This window comes from Pseudonocardia hierapolitana (genome assembly GCF_007994075.1).
GTDB lineage: Bacteria > Actinomycetota > Actinomycetes > Mycobacteriales > Pseudonocardiaceae > Pseudonocardia > Pseudonocardia hierapolitana.
Genome location: NZ_VIWU01000001.1, coordinates 7,634,184 through 7,650,682, shown reverse-complemented (window position 1 = coordinate 7,650,682; position 16,499 = coordinate 7,634,184). Strand labels below are relative to the sequence as shown.

14 protein-coding genes are annotated in these 16,499 nt (G+C 75.3%); 6 read left to right on the top strand and 8 right to left on the bottom strand.

The genetic code is table 11. The features are described from left to right. The first annotated feature begins 221 nt into the window (after positions 1-221). Together FHX44_RS36035 and FHX44_RS36030 are read left to right on the top strand one after the other, a co-directional pair. Positions 222-2,393, top strand: coding sequence for a SpoIIE family protein phosphatase (locus FHX44_RS36035; RefSeq protein ID WP_147259855.1), 2,172 nt, complete (start codon positions 222-224; stop codon positions 2,391-2,393). A 254-nt stretch (positions 2,394-2,647) separates the two neighbouring features. Further along, positions 2,648-4,093, top strand: coding sequence for a GDSL-type esterase/lipase family protein (locus tag FHX44_RS36030; protein WP_212612805.1), 1,446 nt, complete (start codon positions 2,648-2,650; stop codon positions 4,091-4,093). Between the two features lie 39 nt (positions 4,094-4,132). Here the strand turns inward: FHX44_RS36030 and FHX44_RS36025 are convergent, their stop codons facing one another. Beyond that, entirely contained in the window at positions 4,133-5,824 is a 1,692-nt protein-coding gene (locus tag FHX44_RS36025) for a S8 family serine peptidase (RefSeq protein ID WP_246170775.1), read from the bottom strand. 94 nt (positions 5,825-5,918) lie between these two features. Here FHX44_RS36025 and FHX44_RS36020 point away from each other — a divergent pair, with 94 nt between their 5' ends. From FHX44_RS36020 to pip, 3 genes are read left to right on the top strand one after another with little or no spacing between them, the layout of a single operon-like run. Then, positions 5,919-6,956: a DNA polymerase IV gene (locus tag FHX44_RS36020; RefSeq protein ID WP_147259854.1), complete on the top strand. Its 1,038-nt coding sequence runs from the start codon at positions 5,919-5,921 to the stop codon at positions 6,954-6,956. A 41-nt stretch (positions 6,957-6,997) separates the two neighbouring features. Then, positions 6,998-7,762, top strand: a complete 765-nt coding sequence (locus tag FHX44_RS36015) for a class I SAM-dependent methyltransferase (protein WP_170309180.1) — start codon at positions 6,998-7,000, stop codon at positions 7,760-7,762. A 44-nt stretch (positions 7,763-7,806) separates the two neighbouring features. Beyond that, positions 7,807-8,757 (top strand): prolyl aminopeptidase, encoded by a 951-nt coding sequence (gene pip / locus FHX44_RS36010; RefSeq protein WP_147259852.1) that lies wholly within the window; start codon positions 7,807-7,809, stop codon positions 8,755-8,757. On the opposite strand, the gene FHX44_RS36005 is transcribed toward pip, so the two are convergent. From FHX44_RS36005 to ald, 7 genes are all read right to left on the bottom strand, one after another. Continuing rightward, complete coding sequence (locus FHX44_RS36005) at positions 8,742-9,767, bottom strand: ABC transporter ATP-binding protein (RefSeq protein ID WP_212612804.1); 1,026 nt, start codon at positions 9,765-9,767, stop codon at positions 8,742-8,744. The two genes, pip and FHX44_RS36005, sit on opposite strands and share 16 nt — an antisense overlap. Continuing rightward, entirely contained in the window at positions 9,764-10,804 is a 1,041-nt protein-coding gene (locus FHX44_RS36000) for a FecCD family ABC transporter permease (protein ID WP_147259851.1), read from the bottom strand. Before FHX44_RS36000 ends, FHX44_RS36005 begins: the two co-directional genes overlap by 4 nt. Continuing rightward, positions 10,801-11,964, bottom strand: a complete 1,164-nt coding sequence (locus tag FHX44_RS35995; RefSeq protein ID WP_147259850.1) for an ABC transporter substrate-binding protein — start codon at positions 11,962-11,964, stop codon at positions 10,801-10,803. The genes FHX44_RS36000 and FHX44_RS35995 overlap by 4 nt, the downstream gene beginning before the upstream one ends. A gap of 68 nt (positions 11,965-12,032) precedes the next feature. Then, positions 12,033-12,785: a cobalt-precorrin-6A reductase gene (locus tag FHX44_RS35990; protein WP_147259849.1), complete on the bottom strand. Its 753-nt coding sequence runs from the start codon at positions 12,783-12,785 to the stop codon at positions 12,033-12,035. Further along, positions 12,782-13,546: a precorrin-6A synthase (deacetylating) gene (gene cobF / locus FHX44_RS35985; protein WP_147259848.1), complete on the bottom strand. Its 765-nt coding sequence runs from the start codon at positions 13,544-13,546 to the stop codon at positions 12,782-12,784. Before cobF ends, FHX44_RS35990 begins: the two co-directional genes overlap by 4 nt. Before the next feature lie 10 nt (positions 13,547-13,556). Continuing rightward, entirely contained in the window at positions 13,557-14,603 is a 1,047-nt protein-coding gene (locus FHX44_RS35980; RefSeq protein WP_212612803.1) for a diacylglycerol/lipid kinase family protein, read from the bottom strand. Positions 14,604-14,726: 123 nt separating this feature from the next. Next, complete coding sequence (gene ald, locus FHX44_RS35975) at positions 14,727-15,860, bottom strand: alanine dehydrogenase (protein ID WP_147259847.1); 1,134 nt, start codon at positions 15,858-15,860, stop codon at positions 14,727-14,729. A 68-nt stretch (positions 15,861-15,928) separates the two neighbouring features. Here ald and FHX44_RS35970 point away from each other — a divergent pair, with 68 nt between their 5' ends. Then, positions 15,929-16,441, top strand: coding sequence for an Lrp/AsnC family transcriptional regulator (locus FHX44_RS35970; protein ID WP_147259846.1), 513 nt, complete (start codon positions 15,929-15,931; stop codon positions 16,439-16,441). Positions 16,442-16,499 lie beyond the last annotated feature (58 nt).

Sequence of the window (16,499 nt, the reverse complement as noted above, 5' to 3'; positions counted from 1 at the left end):
CGGCGACCGGGCACGGGCGCGCGCCGTATCCAGGAGGGTAGGGGCACCGGCGCGGCCGCCGCAGCCTTCGACCCTAGTGGATCCTGTGCGGATCCGACCCCGCCCGGTACGGCGAACAGGTCGGCGTCGGCGCCCGCTGGGCACCTCGTGGACCGCCCCGAAACGAGGGCGATGCCCCGGCGAGTGGGCGCCCGCGCCGCGAGGGGTGCAGACTGCACGCCGTGCCCGTTCAGCTCGAGCGGCGGACCAGGCTGCCGCCGGACCCGCGATCGGCCGGTCGAGCCCGACGGATGCTCCAGGAAGCATTACGCGAGCTGGAGGAACCAGGCGACCCGTCCGGCGACGGGCGTGGCGTCGACACCGCCGTCGACGCCGACCTCGTCGACACCGCCGTCCTGCTGGCCAGCGAGCTGTGCGAGAACGCGGTCCTGCACGCCGGCACCGAGTTCGAGGTGGCCCTCACCGTCACCGAGGCCGACCTCACCGTGGCCGTCACCGACCGCGGGCCGGGTCCGCTCGAGCTGCACCTGGCCCAGCCCCGCCAGCGCTACGGCCGCGCCGCGAGCCACGGGCGCGGCCTCGCGCTCGTGCAGCGGTTGGCCACCACGTGGGGCACCCGCCACGAGGCCGACGGCCGCCACGTCATCTGGTTCTCCCTCGCCCGCGAGGAACGGCCCGCCGCGACGCCGGCCCCGCCGGCACCGCCGGACGCGGAGCGGGTCTGGACCACCGCCGAGCAGGCCCGCTGGCTGCTGCACGTGCCGCCGGGGCTCGTCGACCGGCTCGAACCGACCGAGCTCGTCGCCGAGCTGGTGCGCAGGCTGCGCGAGCTCCTCGACGCCGAGTCGGTGAGCGTGGAGGTCGACGAGGGCGACGGCACGGGTGCGCGCGAGATCACCCGCGACGGCAGCCCGGACCGCGGGCTGTCCACCGGCGGCGAGATCATCAGCGGCCTCGGGACGAACCCCGGCCGCCGCGTCGAGGTGCGGCTGCCCACCACCGCGCCGTTGCGCGGGGTGCTGCGCGTCACGCACCGCCCCGGTCGCCCGGACGCGGACCCCGACCGCACCCGCGACCTCACCGAGCTGATCGCCTACCGGGTGGCCATGGCGGTGGAGTCGCAGTGGCTGCGCGCTGTGGACCAGCGCAGGCGGTCGTGGATGACCTACCTCGCCGAGACCAGCGAGCTGCTCGGGCAGTCGCTCGACGTCGACCTCGCCGTGGCGGTCGTGCCCCAGGTCGTCGTGCCCAGGCTGGGCCGCTGGTGCGCTGTGCACCTCGTCGAGCCCTCCGGCGGGATGCGCCTGGCCGCGCTCACCCACGCCGACGAGGACGCCCTGCCAGAGCTGCGCGCCGTGCTCGACCCGGACGGCTACCCCGGCCTGCCCGCCGAGCTGCGCAACCGCCTCGCCGAGGTGGTGCGCGACGGCTCGTCGGCGGTCCGCTTCGCGGTGCCCACCGACGGGATCGCGCTGCCCCTGTGGGCCCGCGGCCGCGCGCTCGGCACCCTGCTCGTCGGCCGGCCCCAGAACCGGCCCCACAGCCCGGAGGACGTCGTGCTCGCGGGCGACGTCGCCCGCCGCGCCGCGCTGGCGATCCACAACGCGCAGAGCACCGCGGCGCACGTCGCGGTCTCCCAGGCGCTGCAGCAGGCGCTCCTGCCCCGCGCGCTGCCGATGGTGCCCGGCCTCGACTTCGCGGCCGAGTACCTGCCGGCCAGCACCGGTAGCGACGTCGGCGGTGACTTCTACGACGTGCTCACCGTCGACCCGTCCAGCTGGCTGGTGTCGATCGGCGACGTGTGCGGCAAGGGCGCCCGGGCGGCCGCCCGCACCGGGCTGGTGCGCGACGTGCTGCGGGTGCTGGTGCGCGACGACCGCTCCCTGCCGCGCGCCATCGAGCGGCTCAACGAGGTCATGATCGAGGCCGATGATCCGCTGCAGTTCTGCACGCTCGCCGCGGCGATGGTGCGCAGGCGCCACCGCGGGGCGGGCAGCGGCCCGACCCACTCGCACGGCGCGTCCCGTGGCGGCCTCGACGTCGATCTCGTGCTCGCCGGGCACGTCCAGCCGGTGCTGGTGCGCGCCGACGGCACCGCGGAGCTGATCGGGACCTTCGGCACGGCCGTGGGGCTCGTTCCCACCGTCCGGCTGACCTGCACCAGGCACCGCGTGGACCCGGGCGACACCCTGCTCGTCTACACCGACGGCGTCACCGAGCGCCGCAGGGGAAGCGAGCAGTTCGGGGCCGAACGGCTGCTCACGGTGGCCGCCCGCGCCGCCGGACGTCCCGCCGTGCAGGTCGTCGGGGCCGTGCGCGAGGCCGTGGAGCGCTTCTCGACCGAGCCACTCGACGACGACGTGGCCTTGCTCGCGGTGCGCGCCGCCCCGTGAAGCGATTCCTGATGCAGCCCTCTGACGGAGCACGGCGCGTCGCCGCCCCACGTAACGCAGGCGCGCCGTAGTCCGAAGCCTCCGCCGGGATAGGCCGGTCGGTCGTACCCTCGGCAACCGACCCGACGCATAGTGGAGGCGGCTCGAGATCCGCTCCCGATCGCCCCGACCGCGTGAATCACGGAGGTGGAGCACTGGACGCGAAGCGCAGCCGGCGGACAGTACTCAGGGAGCTGCGGTCGTGGCCGACCATCGTGCTGGTCCTGTTCTGCCTGTGCGCCGGCATCCCGGTCACGGTCGCGCTCACCCCCGCGCAGGACCTCGTGGTCTTCGGTCAGCACATCTCCGTCGGCGCCAGGCCGCCGGACCTCTCCATCGCCGGGCCTGCACGGCTCGTGCAGGTCGGCAACACCGCGCTCGACATCGACCAGATGCACGTCTACGGGCCGTTGCGCCCCGAGCTCACCATGGGGCCGGTGCAACGCAACGCCGCCGCGGCCGCCGTCTTCGACCCCGTCGCGGGCCCGCAGGCGCAGGACGAGGCGATCTCGGCCGTCACCCGCGGGTTCCTCACCTGGTACGTCCTCGGCGGGCTCGGCCTGCTCGCGTTCACCCTCGCCGCCGCAGGAGGAGCCGCCGGCATCCGCACCCTTGTCGTGCTGCGGCGCCAGGCCCGCGCGAGCGGCGGCGAGCACGCACCGCTGCACGAGATCTTCTCCTACTGCGTGCGCGCCGCCCGCCGGATGACCGTCATCGCCCTGGTCACGGCGGTGTTCGCGTGGCTGGCCTCCGGGGCGCTCGCGGTCACCGGTTCCCTGCAGGGCCTGCGGGGCGTCACCTCGCTGGCCCAGCTCGTCGGCGCCTACCACCTCACCCCCGACCCCGTGGGCCCCCAGATCACCGGCTTCGACGGCGCCGTCATCGGCGACTCGCGCGCGGTCCGCCTCGGCGGCCCACCCGTCCCCGACGGCACGCCCGACGACGTGGCCTGCCAGCGCAGCACCGACTCCCTCGCCGCCGAGATCGGCCACCTCCTCCCGGCGAGGGTGCTGAACCTGTCCTGCCCGAGCGCCACGATCACCAGCGGGCTGCGCGGGCCGCAGGACGCGGGAGGGCGCTCGGTGCCCGCCCAGGTCGGCGTGCTCAAGCAGGTGCAGGACCTGCGGTTCGTCGTCGTCGCGATCGGCCCCAACGACGTGGGCTGGATCGACTTCCTGCGCTACTGCTACGGCGTCCCCGACTGCTCGGACCGCCTCACGCAGGGCGAGTTCGACTACCGCCTCGCCGCGTTCGACCGCGTGTACGGCGACCTGCTGATCGACCTCAACGAGCTGCCCGGCAGGCCCCAGGTGATCATCATGACCTCGTACGGCGCCTTCCCGCCCGACGCCGACTGCGCCGACACCCGGGCCGAGGGCTACCCCGGTCTGGACCCGGTCAAGATCGAGCTGCTGAACGACCGGAACAAGCAGCTCAACGACGTCCTCACGGCTGGGGCCCAGAAGTACGGGTTCGCCGTGGCCGACCCCCGGCTCGCCATGCTGTGCGAGAAGGGGCCGGGCATGAAGGACGGGGACGGACTGGGGCCGGACCTGCAGGGCATGGCCGACCCGTACCCGTTCCACCCCACCGGGATCGGGTCGCTGCGCATGGCGTCGTCGGTGGTGCGGCAGATCGTGCCCCTGCCGGCCGCGGGCTAGCAGGCGCAGGCGAGGAGGGCCTCCGATCCGGAAGTCTCGCTAGCGGGCCGCCCGGTCGAGCGCGGCCACCGCGTCCACGATGCCGTTGCCGTAGTACCCGTTGAAGGCGGGCGAGCCCTCGCAGGGCGCCGTCGGCGGCGCGGCGACCGGGCAGCCGGTCTCGTGCGCCGACTCGACGAGTGCGCGCTCCACCTCGTCCGGCGCCATGGTGAGCCCTCCCGGACGCTGCGGGTCGGGAACGCCGCCGCGGCTCACCACGAGCGCGGCCACCCCGGTGACGTGCGGCGCCGCCATGGAGGTGCCCTGCAGGTAGGCGTAGTAGCCGCACGCCCCGTTCGGCGCGCCGCAGACCTTCTGCACCCCGCTCGCGGTACCCTTCTGGGTGATCTCCCCCGCGGCGTCGACGTCCCCGTCCCGCTGCAGGACGCTCCTGGGATACGACGAGAGGATCATGTCCTCGGTCCCGCCGATGCCGTTGTTGCCGCCCGGGGCGGCCAGGGAGACCTGCTCGACGCCGTAGTTCGAGTACTCCGCCTTCTCCCCCCTCGGCCCCACGGCGGACACCCCGATCACGTGCGGGCCCTCCACCGGCAGGTCGCTGCACGTGGCGTTGTCGACCGGGCGCGCGTACTCCGAGCCGGGCGGGTGGTTCGGGCTGCTCGTGTCCTGGCCGGGGCGGCCGAGGTCCTCGTTCTCGTTGCCGAGCGAGCCGACCAGTGTGACGCCCCTGGCGTGCGCGTATTCGAGGGCCCGGTTCATCGCCTCCACCGTGGTGCGCTGCTCGATCCGCGCCTCCGGCGGGTCGGCCGGGTTGTCGATGCAGTTGTAGCGCCACGGGTCCACGTAGAACGACATGTTGATCACGTCGAGGCCGATGTCGGCGCCGTAGGTGAGGGCGTCGATCACCGGCTGGAGGAAGAACAGGCCGGCGTCCTGCCCCGCCCGGATGTTCACCAGCGTCACGTTGGGCGCCACCCCGGACAGGCCGGACCCGTTCGCAGCCGCGGCGACCGTGCCCGCGACGTGGGTGCCGTGGCCGCCGCCGTCGTGGTCGGGCGGGTCGACGCAGCCGTCGAACTCGCACGGGCCGTCCAGCTCCCCACCGGTCGGGTCGGTCGGGATGTCGGTGACGAAGTTGCGCGACAGCCCCACGTCGAGGTTCGGGGCGATGTCGGGGTTGCTCCCGTCGACACCGGTGTCGAGGATGCCGACCAGCACGCGCCGGTCACCCGGCTGCACGGCCCGCACGGCGTCCGCCCGGACCATGGACAGGCCCCACAGGCGCGTGTCGAGCGGGTCGAGCCCCGCGGGCCCGGCCGCCGCCGGGTCGGCGGCGGCCGCGGCCCCCGGGTGGGGCGCCACCGGCGCGGAGCCGGCCCTGCCGAGCACGTGGCCGCGCGTCGCGCCGAAGACGCCCTCGATCGCCGACACCCGCTCGACGAACCCCGCCGGCGGGGCGTCCACCACGAGCGCGCTGACGGCCGTGTTCTCCCGCAGCAGGTGCCCGCCCGCGGCCTCGATCCCGGCGACCACGCCGTCACGCGCCGCCGGGCCGTCCAGGAGCACCGTGAACGTGGCGTGGCCCGCCGGTACCGCTGCCGGAGAGATCGCCTGCGGCGCCACGGACGCGGCCGGAGTCCCCTGCCCCGGGGCCAGCGAGGCGGCACCCGCGGTGGCGACGGCCGCGACGACGGCCGCGGCGGCCCACCCGACTGCGCGAGGGCTCTTCACGCGACCTCCCGGTTCCCCCGTGCCCCGGGATCCGGGGTCGGTCGATCACCTTAGGTCATCCGGCGGAGTCGGCAGGTCACGGCACACTGATGGGGTGGCCTACTGGGTGCTGCACGTCGACCTGGACCAGTTCCTGGCCGCGGTCGAGGTCCTGCGCCACCCGGAGCTGGCCGGGCGGCCCGTCGTCGTGGGCGGGAAGGGCGACCCGACACAGCGGGCCGTGGTGGCCACCGCGTCCTACGAGGCCCGAAGGTTCGGGGTGCGATCCGGGATGCCCCTGCGCACGGCGGCGAAGCGCTGCCCGGACGCGGTGTTCCTGCCGGCCGACAACGCGCACTACGAGGAGGTCTCCGAGGAGGTCATGGCGACGTTGCGGGCCCGGCCCGGCGTGGTCGTCGAGGTGATGGGGTGGGACGAGGCGTTCGTCGGCGCCGAGACCGACGACCCGGAGGCCGTTGCACGCACGATCCGGGCCGACGTCCTCGAGCGCACCCGGCTGCACTGCTCGATCGGCGTGGGCGACAACATGTTGCGCGCCAAGCTCGCGACCGAGTTCGCCAAGCCCGGCACCGGCGACGGCGTGTACCGCCTGACGGCCGCGAACTGGGCCGAGGTGATGTTCGACCGCCCCACCCAGGCACTGTGGGGCATCGGCACGAAGACCGCACGCAAGCTCGCCGACCGCGGCATCGCCACCGTGCGGGAGCTCGCCGCCGCCGACCCGGCGGCACTCGCCGCCGAGCTGGGGCCCGCGCTGGGCCCCTGGTACGTCCAGCTCGGCCGCGGGATCGGCCGCGCCGTGGTGGAGGGCACCCCCTGGGTGCCGCGCTCGCGCAGCCACGAGACGACGTTCCAGGAGAACCTCACCGACTGGGCCGACGTCCGCACCGAGGTCGCCGCGCTCGCCCGCCGGGTGGCCGCCGAGATCTCTCGCGCGGACCGGCCCGCCGTACGGGTGGCGGTGAAGATCCGCTACGCACCGTTCTCGACCTACACGCGCAGCGCCACGCTCGACGCACCCACCACCGACGCCGACCGGTTCGCCGCGGCCGCCCTCGACGTGCTCGAGCTGTTCGGTTCCCGGCGTCCGGTACGTCTGCTCGGCGTCAGAGCGGAATTTCCTCCGGTGTGAACTGAGAGTGAGCTCAGGCGGGTCCCTCCATCGTCGATCCCGTGGATCACAGTGCGGCGGTGGGGGCGGTGCGCAAGCACTTCGACCGGCTGGGCGAGCAGGGGTGGGGCCGTCCGGACTCCGACGCGGGCCACCGGGTGAGCCGGGAGGTCCACCGCCGGTTCCTGCGCCGGTTCGTCCCGCGCGGCGCGCGCGTGCTGGAGATCGGGGCCGGCGCCGACCGGTTCACCACGGAGCTGGCGGCCAGGGGCTGCCGCGTCGTGGTCACCGACCCGTCGTCCGCCCGGCTGGCCGCCCACGAGCGCAGGGTGCGCGCCACCCCGGCCGAACGCAGCGTGCTGCGGCGCGAGGTGCTCGACGCCACGGACGTGAGCCGGTACGCCGACGGCGAGTTCGACGCGGTGCTCGCCTACGGGGGCCTGCTCTCGACCGTGCCCGCCTGCGCCATCGGGGTCCTGCGCGAGCTGCTGCGCATCGTCGCACCGGACGGGATCGTCCTGGCCTCGGTGGTCTCGCTGCTCGGGTCGTGGCGCCACCACCCGCCCGGCATCGACGGGCGAGCGGAGACCGGCGAACGCAGATACCGGTGGTCGGACGTGGTGGCCCTCGTCGACGAGGCCGGCGGGGAGCTCGTCGACGGCAGCGCGAGCAACTGGGCGTCGGCAGGCGACCCCGGCCCGCTCGCCCACGTCGCCGCCGACCGCGAGCGCTGGCGCCGCTTCCTCGAGCACGAGATCGCCGCCTGCGCCGAGCCGGGGGCGCGCGACGGCGGCACGTACATCCTGTTCGCCGCTCGGCGGCGTTGACCTGCCTCCGCTCCGCTCCGGCGGGCAGCACTAGCGTCCCCGTCGTGCACCCGCCCATCGAGCCGTACGACCACGGGATGCTCGACGTGGGCGACGGCAACCACGTCTACTGGGAGACCTGCGGCAACCCGGACGGCAAGCCGGCGCTCGTCGTGCACGGCGGGCCCGGCTCCGGGTGCACGCCCGGCCACCGGCGCGCGTTCGACCCGGACCACTACCGGGTGGTGCTGTTCGACCAGCGCGGCTGCGGCCGCAGCACCCCGCACGCGAGCGACCCCACCACCGACCTCGCGGTGAACACCACCGCGCACCTGATCGCCGACATGGAACGGTTGCGCGAACACCTCGGCATCGACCGCTGGCTGATGCACGGCGGCTCGTGGGGCTCCACGCTGATCCTCGCCTACGCCCAGCAGTACCCGCACCGGGTCTCGGAGATCGTGATCGCGAGCGTCACGACCACCCGGCGGTCGGAGATCGACTGGCTCTACCGCGGCGTCGGGCGCTTCTACCCGGAGGCGTGGGAACGCTTCCGCGACGGTGTGCCGCCCGCCGAACGCGACGGCGACCTCGTCGCGGCGTACGCGCGCCTGGTGTCGCACCCCGACCCCGCCGTCCGCGAACGGGCCACCCGGGACTGGCTCGCCTGGGAGGACGCCGTCATCTCGGCCGAGCCGAACGCCCGCACCGGCGCCTACGGCGACCGCCCGCCGCTCGCCCAGCTGGCCTTCGTCCGCATCTGCACCCACTTCTTCTCCCACGGCGTCTGGCTGGCCGACGGTGTGCTGCTGCGCGACGCGGGCCGCCTCGCCGGCATCCCCGGGTTCCTCGTGCACGGCCGCCTGGACATGGGCGGCCCGCCGCGCACGGCGTGGGAGCTGGCGCGCGCGTGGCCGGACGCGGAGCTGGTGATCGTCGAGGACTCGGGCCACACGGGCAGCGACACGATGCGCGCCCACGTCGCGGCCGCGCTCGACCGCTACGCCACGCGCTGACGGCCCCCGCGCCGCGCCCATGCCGCCAGCTCGGCCCAGCCCATCCCCTCGACCGTCGCGCCTCCGCCGTCGACGGCGGTGAAGCGGCCGGGGGCGGTCCGGGTCACCACCGCGCCGCCCTCCCGGCCCACGGCCCACCCCTCGCGCGTGAGGAGCCGGGCCACGAGCGCCGCCTCCGGTTCGGGAGCGGCCACCCTGACCGGTCTCCCGCCCTTGGCCGGGCGCACCGTGAACGCACCGGCGGCCGGGTCGAACGCCAGCCCCGGCCCGTCGAACACCTCGGCGATCGAACCGTCGGCCACGAGCGCCTCGGGCGGCCCGGTGCGCAACCCGCCGGCGCGGTCGAGGAGCCACACCTGGTCGGCGACCCGCAGCGCGGGCTCCAGGTCGTGGGTGGACACCAGCACGCAGAGCCCGTCCTCGCGGGCGAGCCTGCGCAGCAGTCCGAGCAGCCCGACGCGAGCGGACACGTCGAGGAACGCCGTCGGCTCGTCCAGCAGCAGCACCGCGGGCTCCTGGGCGAGCGCACGGGCGACGAGGACGCGCTGGCGCTCGCCGTCGGACAGCTCCGCCACCCGCCGCCCGGCGAGGTGCGCGGCCCCGGCGGCGTCGACGGCCGCGGCCACCACCTTCCGGTCGGTGTCGCGCAGCGCGCCGGTCGGGCCGGTGTGCGGGTGGCGGCCGAGCGCGACGAGGTCCTCGACCGACAGGAGGCCCGCCTCGACGCGCTCGGTGAGCACCACGGCGAGCCGCCGGGCGCGCTCCGCGGGCGGCAGGGCCGTGAGGTCGGCTCCGTCCAGGGACGCGGTGCCTGCGAGCGGCGGGAGGAGGCCGGCCACCGTGTGGAGCAGAGTGGACTTCCCGGTGCCGTTCGGGCCGACCAGCACGGTCAGCTCACCGGCGCCGGCCCGGGCCGACACGCCGGCCAGCACGGTGCGGGGCGGCCGCCGCCGACCCACCCGGTGGCCGACGGACAGCCCGTCCAGGACGATCACGGCGCCGCCGCTCACGAGAGCGCGACCGCGAACCGCCTGCTGCGCAGCAGCACGGCGATCACCACCGGGGCCCCGACCAGCGACGTCACGACGTTCAGCGGCACCACGACCTCGGTGCCCGGCGGGTGCCCCACCACCACGCAGGCCAGCACGACGGCCGCCCCGACGAGCGCGGTGACGGGCAGCAGCGCCCGGTGGTCGGAGGTGTCGACGAGCAGACGGGCCAGGTGCGGCACCGCGATCCCGACGAACGCGATCGGCCCGCAGAACGCGGTGACGCCGCCACCCAGGAGCGCGACCGCGAGCACCACGGCCGCCCGCAGCCGCCGCACCGGCACCCCGACGCTGCGCGCGTGCGCCTCCCCGAGCAGGAGCGCGTTGAGCGGCTTGACCGACAGCGCCGCCACCGCGAGCCCCGCGGCCACCACCGGCGCGAGCACGGCGAGGTCGGCCCGGCTCGTGCCGTCGACGCTGCCCAGCCCCCACACGACGAACTGCTGGGCGATCCGCGGGTCGCTCCACGCGAGCACGAGGCTGACGACGGCAGTGGTCGCGGCGCCCACCATCACGCCCACGACCAGCAGCGTCACCACCGATCGGACCCAGCGCGCCAGCAGGAGCACGAGGCCCAGCACCGCCGCCGCGCCCACCGCGGCGGCCCCCACCGCGCCCAACCGGCCCACGCCCGCGAGGCCCTCGGCGAACGACGCGCCGGCCGAGCCACCGACGGCGGCGAGCGACAGCGCGACCCCCAGCCCGGCACCGGAGCTCACGCCGAGCACGTACGGGTCGGCGAGGGGGTTGCGGAAGAGCGTCTGCACCAGCGCGCCCGCCACCCCGAGCGCGGCCCCGGCCAGCGCGGCGGTGACCGCCCGCGGGAACCGGACGGTGCCGATCAGCACGCTCCACCGCGGGTCCGACGGGCTGGCACCGGTGAGCACCCGCAGCGTGTCCACCGGCGGGACGCTGACCGGGCCCAGCGCGACGGCCAGCACGAAGAGCACGACCGCGACGGCGCCGGTCGCGGACAGGAGCACGCGCCGTCGCGTCACGGCACCCGTCGCAGGTAGGTGAAACCGTGCCCGGGCAGGAGGTCCGGGTGCAGCACCGCGACCAGGTCGGCGAACTGCTCGTCTGGGTGGGTCACACCGCGCTCGTGCAGGTCGTTGCCGCCGGTCGGGCCGATCCGCCGGTCGCGGTTCCACACCTGACCGGTGCGCACGGCCGTCAGCTCGGCGTAGCGCGGGTCGGCCGCGGTGACATCGGCGAGCGTCGGCCACGGCCCGTCGGCGATCCAGATCGGCGCCGCCCCGTCCGCGGTGTAGACGCTCTCGAAGTCCTTCGGGATGCCGCCCGACGCCGGGTTGCCCGCCTCCGACCAGGTGGCCCCCGCGTCGCGCAGCAGCGCACCGGCCGTGCTCCCACCGGTCGGCACCCGCCATCCGCCCTCGTAGAGCTGCCCGACCAGCACCGGGACCGGCCCGGACCCGTCGACCGCGCGCGCTGCGAGCGCCGCCAGCCCCCGGTAGCGCGTCTCGATGGCCGTGAACACCTGCTCGGCCTCGGCCTCCCGCCCCGTCAGCACGCCCATCACCTTGATCCACTCGGCCTGCGCGAGCGGGCCGCTCTCCAGGTACTCCGCCCAGCCGAGCACCGGGATCCCCGCCTCGCGCAGGATGGGGAACGCGGGGTCGTCCGTGCCCTGGCTCAGCACCACGTCCGGCGCGGCCGCCACCACCCGCTCGACGTCGATCTGCCCGGTGGTGGCGAACCCGGCCACGCGCCCGGCGTCGATCCGCGCCCGCACCTCGGCGCCGGAGACGAAGCCGGGCGTGCCGACGCCGGTGAGGGCGTCGAGGGCCCCGATGTCGACGATCATCGGCAGCTGGGTGGTGGACGCGGCGTACACGCTGCGCACCGGCACCTCGAGCACCGGCACCGCGGCCAGCTCAGGTGGCAGGGCGGGCACCGGCGCGCCGCAGGGCACGAGCACGGTCGACTCCGGCGCGCCGCCGGGGAACGGCTGCACGACGGTCAGCACGCGGTAGCCCTCGGCCTCCCGCACCGAGACGTTGGTGGCGTACCGCAGCTCGACGGCCGTCGGCGCAGGGCTCGGCGAGCAGTCCGCGTCCGGGCGGGGCGGCGCGGCCGCCGGCGCGCCGCACGCGGCCACGAGCAGTGCCAGGACGGCCAGCAGCGAGCCGTGGATCATGCGGAAGTGGTCGCCCCGAGATGCGGCGTGCGGCCCTTCCGAGGACGTTCGCGCGGATCTCGGTGCGATCACGGCCGCCCCGCGAGGGCCGCGGCCAGCCAGGCGACGGCCTCCTCCACGCTCGCGACGGCGGGCGCGTCCGGCGCGGGCGGGCGGGCCATCAGCACGACCGGCAGGCCCAGCTCCCGCGCAGCCACCAGCTTCGCCGCGGTCAGCTCGCCACCGCTGTCCCGTGCGACGAGCACCTCGATCCGGTGCTCGCGCAGCAGCGCGCGCTCGGCGTCGGCCGTGAACGGGCCGCGCGCGAGCACGAGGTGGTGCCGGGCCGGGAGCGGCGGCGGTGGCGGGTCGACCGCACGCAGCAGGCACCACGCGTCGAGCCCGGCGAACGCGGCCAGGTCGCCGCTGCCGGTGGCGAGGAACACCCGCGTGCCGAGCCGGGGCACCAACGCGGCCGCGGCGGCGGCGTCCGGCACGCGGTGCCAGCGGTCACCCGGTCCCTCGGTCCAGCCGGGTCGGCGCAGCACGACCAGCGGAACCCCCGCGGCGGCGGTGGCGGCCAGCGCGTTGGCCGTCATGCGGGCGGCGAACGGGTGGGTCGCGTCCACGACAGCGTCCGTGCGATTCCCCCGCAACCACGCGGTGAGGCCGTCCGCGCCGCCGAAACCGCCGATGCGGACGTCGCCGCAGGGCAGCCGCGGTACCGCGACCCGCCCGGCGAGCGACGACGTCACGGCGAACGCGGGATCGCGGTGCAGGACGGCGGCGAGGCGGCGCGCCTCCGCGGTGCCACCGAGCACCAGCACGCTGGCCGGTCTCACCGGGTCCGCCGCAGCAGGTAGGTGTCCATGATCCAGCCCTTGCGGGAACGCAGCTCGGCGCGCCGCCGCACGATCTCCGCCGTCACGTCCCGGAGCGGGCCGTGCACGAGCGTCTCGTCCGGGGTACCGAGGTAGGCACCCCAGTAGATGTCCCAGGAGTCGCCGGGCAACGCGGCGAAGGCGTCCACCGCGTCCAGCATCACGACGACGTCGTCCACCCCCGGCGGCGGCCCGTCGTCGGCGAGCCTGCGCCCCGTCGTGACGACGACCGGCCGCCCGACCCGGTTCAGCGGGATCCGGTGCGCGGCGGCGAGCGCCTGCACGGCGCTGATCCCCGGGACGGACACCACCTCGAACGCGACGGCGCCCCGGTCGCGGATCCGCTCCAGGATCCGCAGCGTCCCGTCGTAGAGCGCCGGGTCGCCCCACACCAGGAACGCGCCGCACCCGTCCTCGCCCAGCTCGTCGACGAGCATCCGCTCGTAGAGCGCCGCTCTGCGCTCCTGCCAGTCGGCGACCGCGCCGGCGTAGCGCCCGCTCGGCGCGCTGCGGTCCCGTTCCGGGTCGCGCGCGGTCACCACCCGGTGCGGCCGCGTGACGTGGCGGGCGAGCAGCGTGGCGCGCAGCCCGGCCAGCTCGGCCTTCGCCTCGCCCTTGTCGATCGTGAAGAACACGTCGGTGCGGTTCATCGCGGCGACCGCCTGCAGCGTGAGGTGCTCGGGATCGCCCGCACCGATGCCGATCACGTAGACCGTGCGCACCGCTGGCCCCCTATCCCGCGTCCGGCGCGTCGGGTGGCGGAACGTCCGGCACGCGCAGCACCAGCGTGCCCGGATCGACGCGGATCGAGAGCTCCTGCGCGTTGCCCACCGGATCGCCGTCCACCTGGCACGGTTGAGGGGTCTCCGTCCGGATCACGATCGAGCGGGCCTGCCAGTGCTCGACGCGCTCGTGGCCCCGCGGGCGTCTCGTGATCACGCGCAGGGCCACCGCGATCCAGCCGGCGAACGTGCCCGGCGCGATGCTCACCACGTCGAGGACGCCGTCGTCGACCGTGGCGCGCGGCATGAGGACGAGCCCGCCGAGCAGGGTGCCGCTGTTCCCGACGATCACGCTGCGGGTGCGACGGCGCAGCGGCGGCCCGTCGTCGAGGCTGAGCGACACCCGGACCCGCCTGCCCCGCATCGCGCGCAGCCCCGAGACCACGTAGGCGAGCGGGCCGACCTTGACCTTCAGTGCCTCCGGCGTGCTCTCCATGATCGCCGCGTCGAAACCGGTGCCGGCCATCACGAGGAACACCCGCTCCTCGCCGGCACCGTCGATCCGGATGCGACCGACGTCGATGATCCGGTCGTCGCCGGTGAGGGCGACGCGCGTGGCGGCCGCGACGCCGTCCGGGGTACCGACGGTGCGGGCGAGCAGGTTCCCGGTGCCCGCCGGCACCAGCCCCATCGCCACCCCGGTCCCGGCGAGCGCTTCGGCCACCGAGCGGACGGTGCCGTCCCCGCCACAGGCGAGCACGACGTCGGCACCCTTGTCGATCGCAAGCCGCGCCTGACCGGTGCCCGGGTCCTCCACGGTGGTCTCCAGCCACAGCGGCTCGGCCCACCCGAGGCCGGTGCAGACCGACTCGATCCGCTGCCGCGTGTCCACCTCGATCTTGGTGGGGTTGACCACGACGGCGGCGAGGGGCCGGTCCTCCGGCTCGGCCGTCAGCAAATCGGGATCGGCGGCGTGGCGGCGGCCCCGGACCACGACGACCGCGAGCAGCCCCAGTACGGGCAGCGCCGCGAGCGCGAGGACCCACCACTCGTTCACGACGGAACCCTATGCGGCGGCCGGGCCCGCGGCGCGCGGCGTCCGCCACACGTCCGGGCGGCGTGACCCACTCCACCGCGAGTCGCGCTCCGGGGTGTACGCGAGTCGCGGCGTCGGTGCGGCTCAGGCCGCGACGAGGGTGTGCGGGTCGGCGTAGGGCAGGCCCAGGTCGTGGGCGACCTGCAGGTTGGTCAGCGCGCCGTGGTGCGTCGAGAGACCGGCGGCGAGGGCGGGGTCGGCCGCGAGCGCGTCGGCCCAGCCCAGGTTCGCCAGTCGCAGCACGTAGGGCAGCGTGGCGTTGGTCAGCGCGTACGTCGAGGTGTGCGGCACGGCGCCGGGCATGTTGGCCACGCAGTAGAACACCGAGCCGTGCACCGTGTAGGTCGGGTCGGCGTGCGTGGTGGGTCGGGAGTCCTCGAAGCAGCCGCCCTGGTCGATCGCGATGTCGACGAGCACGGAGCCGGGCTTCATCCGGCGGACGAGGTCGTTGCTCACCAGCCGCGGGGCGCGCGCGCCGGGCACGAGGACGGCGCCGATCACGAGGTCGGCGTCCAGGCAGGCCTTCTCGAGCTCGTGGTTGTTGGAGGCGAGGGTGCGGACCCGACCGGCGTAGCGCTCGTCGACCTGGCGCAGCTTGGTGATGTCGAGGTCGAGCACGGTGACGTCGGCGCCGAGTCCGACGGCCATGGCCACCGCGTTCTGGCCGGCCACACCGGCGCCGATCACCACGACGTTCGCCGGCCGCACGCCGGGCACCCCTCCGAGCAGCACGCCGCGCCCGCCGGCCGCTCGCATGAGGGCGTTCGCGCCCGCCTGTGGCGCGAGCCGGCCCGCGACCTCGCTCATCGGGGCGAGCAGCGGCAACGAGCCGTCGGGCAGGCGCACGGTCTCGTACGCGATCGCGGTGGTGCCTGCCGCGAGCAGGGCCTGGGTGCACTCCTCGGACGCCGCGAGGTGCAGGTACGTGAACAGCACCTGGCCGCGGCGCAGCCGGTGGTACTCCTGCTCGATCGGCTCCTTCACCTTGAGCAGCAGGTCAGCGCTGGCCCACACCTCGTCGGCCCCGTTGCCGTTCGCGCCGCCGACGATGCGTGCGCCTGCGGCCTCGAAGTCGGCGTCGCTGATCGAGCTGCCGACCCCGGCGCCGCGCTCGACGAGCACGTGGTGCCCGGCGCGGGTGAGCTCCTGCGCGCCCGCAGGCGTGAGCGCCACCCGGTACTCGTGGTTCTTGACCTCGCGGGGAACACCGATCCTCATGGACGGAGAATGAAGATGCTGACGGTCGAGGGCAACTTCTTCCGCAGGAGATTCGGTAGATTGCTCGAGTGCCACTGCCACCTGCGGGTTCGCGGCCCGAAAGGGCGATCCGGTCGCACGACGTTCGCCTCGACGCCACCGACCTGGCGATCCTGCGGGTCCTCGCCGACGACGCCCGCATCTCCAACAAGGAGCTGGCCGGTCGCGTCGGCGTCGCCCAGTCCACCTGCCTCGCCCGCGTGCGCGCCCTGCGGGCGAACGGCGTGATCCGCGGGTTCCACGCCGACATCGACCCGCGTGCCCTCGGCCACGACCTCGAGGCGATGATCGCCATCCGGCTCCAGCCGAACGCCCGCGGCAGCCTCACAGAACACGTCGCGGCGCTGTCGCGGCGGCCCGAGGTGCTGGACGTCTACTTCGTCGCGGGCGCCAACGACTTCCTGCTGCACGTCGCCACGCCCAGCACCGACGCGCTGCGCGCGTTCGTCGCCGACCACCTCAACCGCGACCCCGCCATCGCCGGCACCGAGACGAACCTCATCTTCGAGCACACCAGGGCGGCCGGACGCCGGGGAATCTGAACCGCAGATCGTCGGCTGGGAGGGCCCTGAACAACTCCGGCCGTAGCGAGCGCCGCGC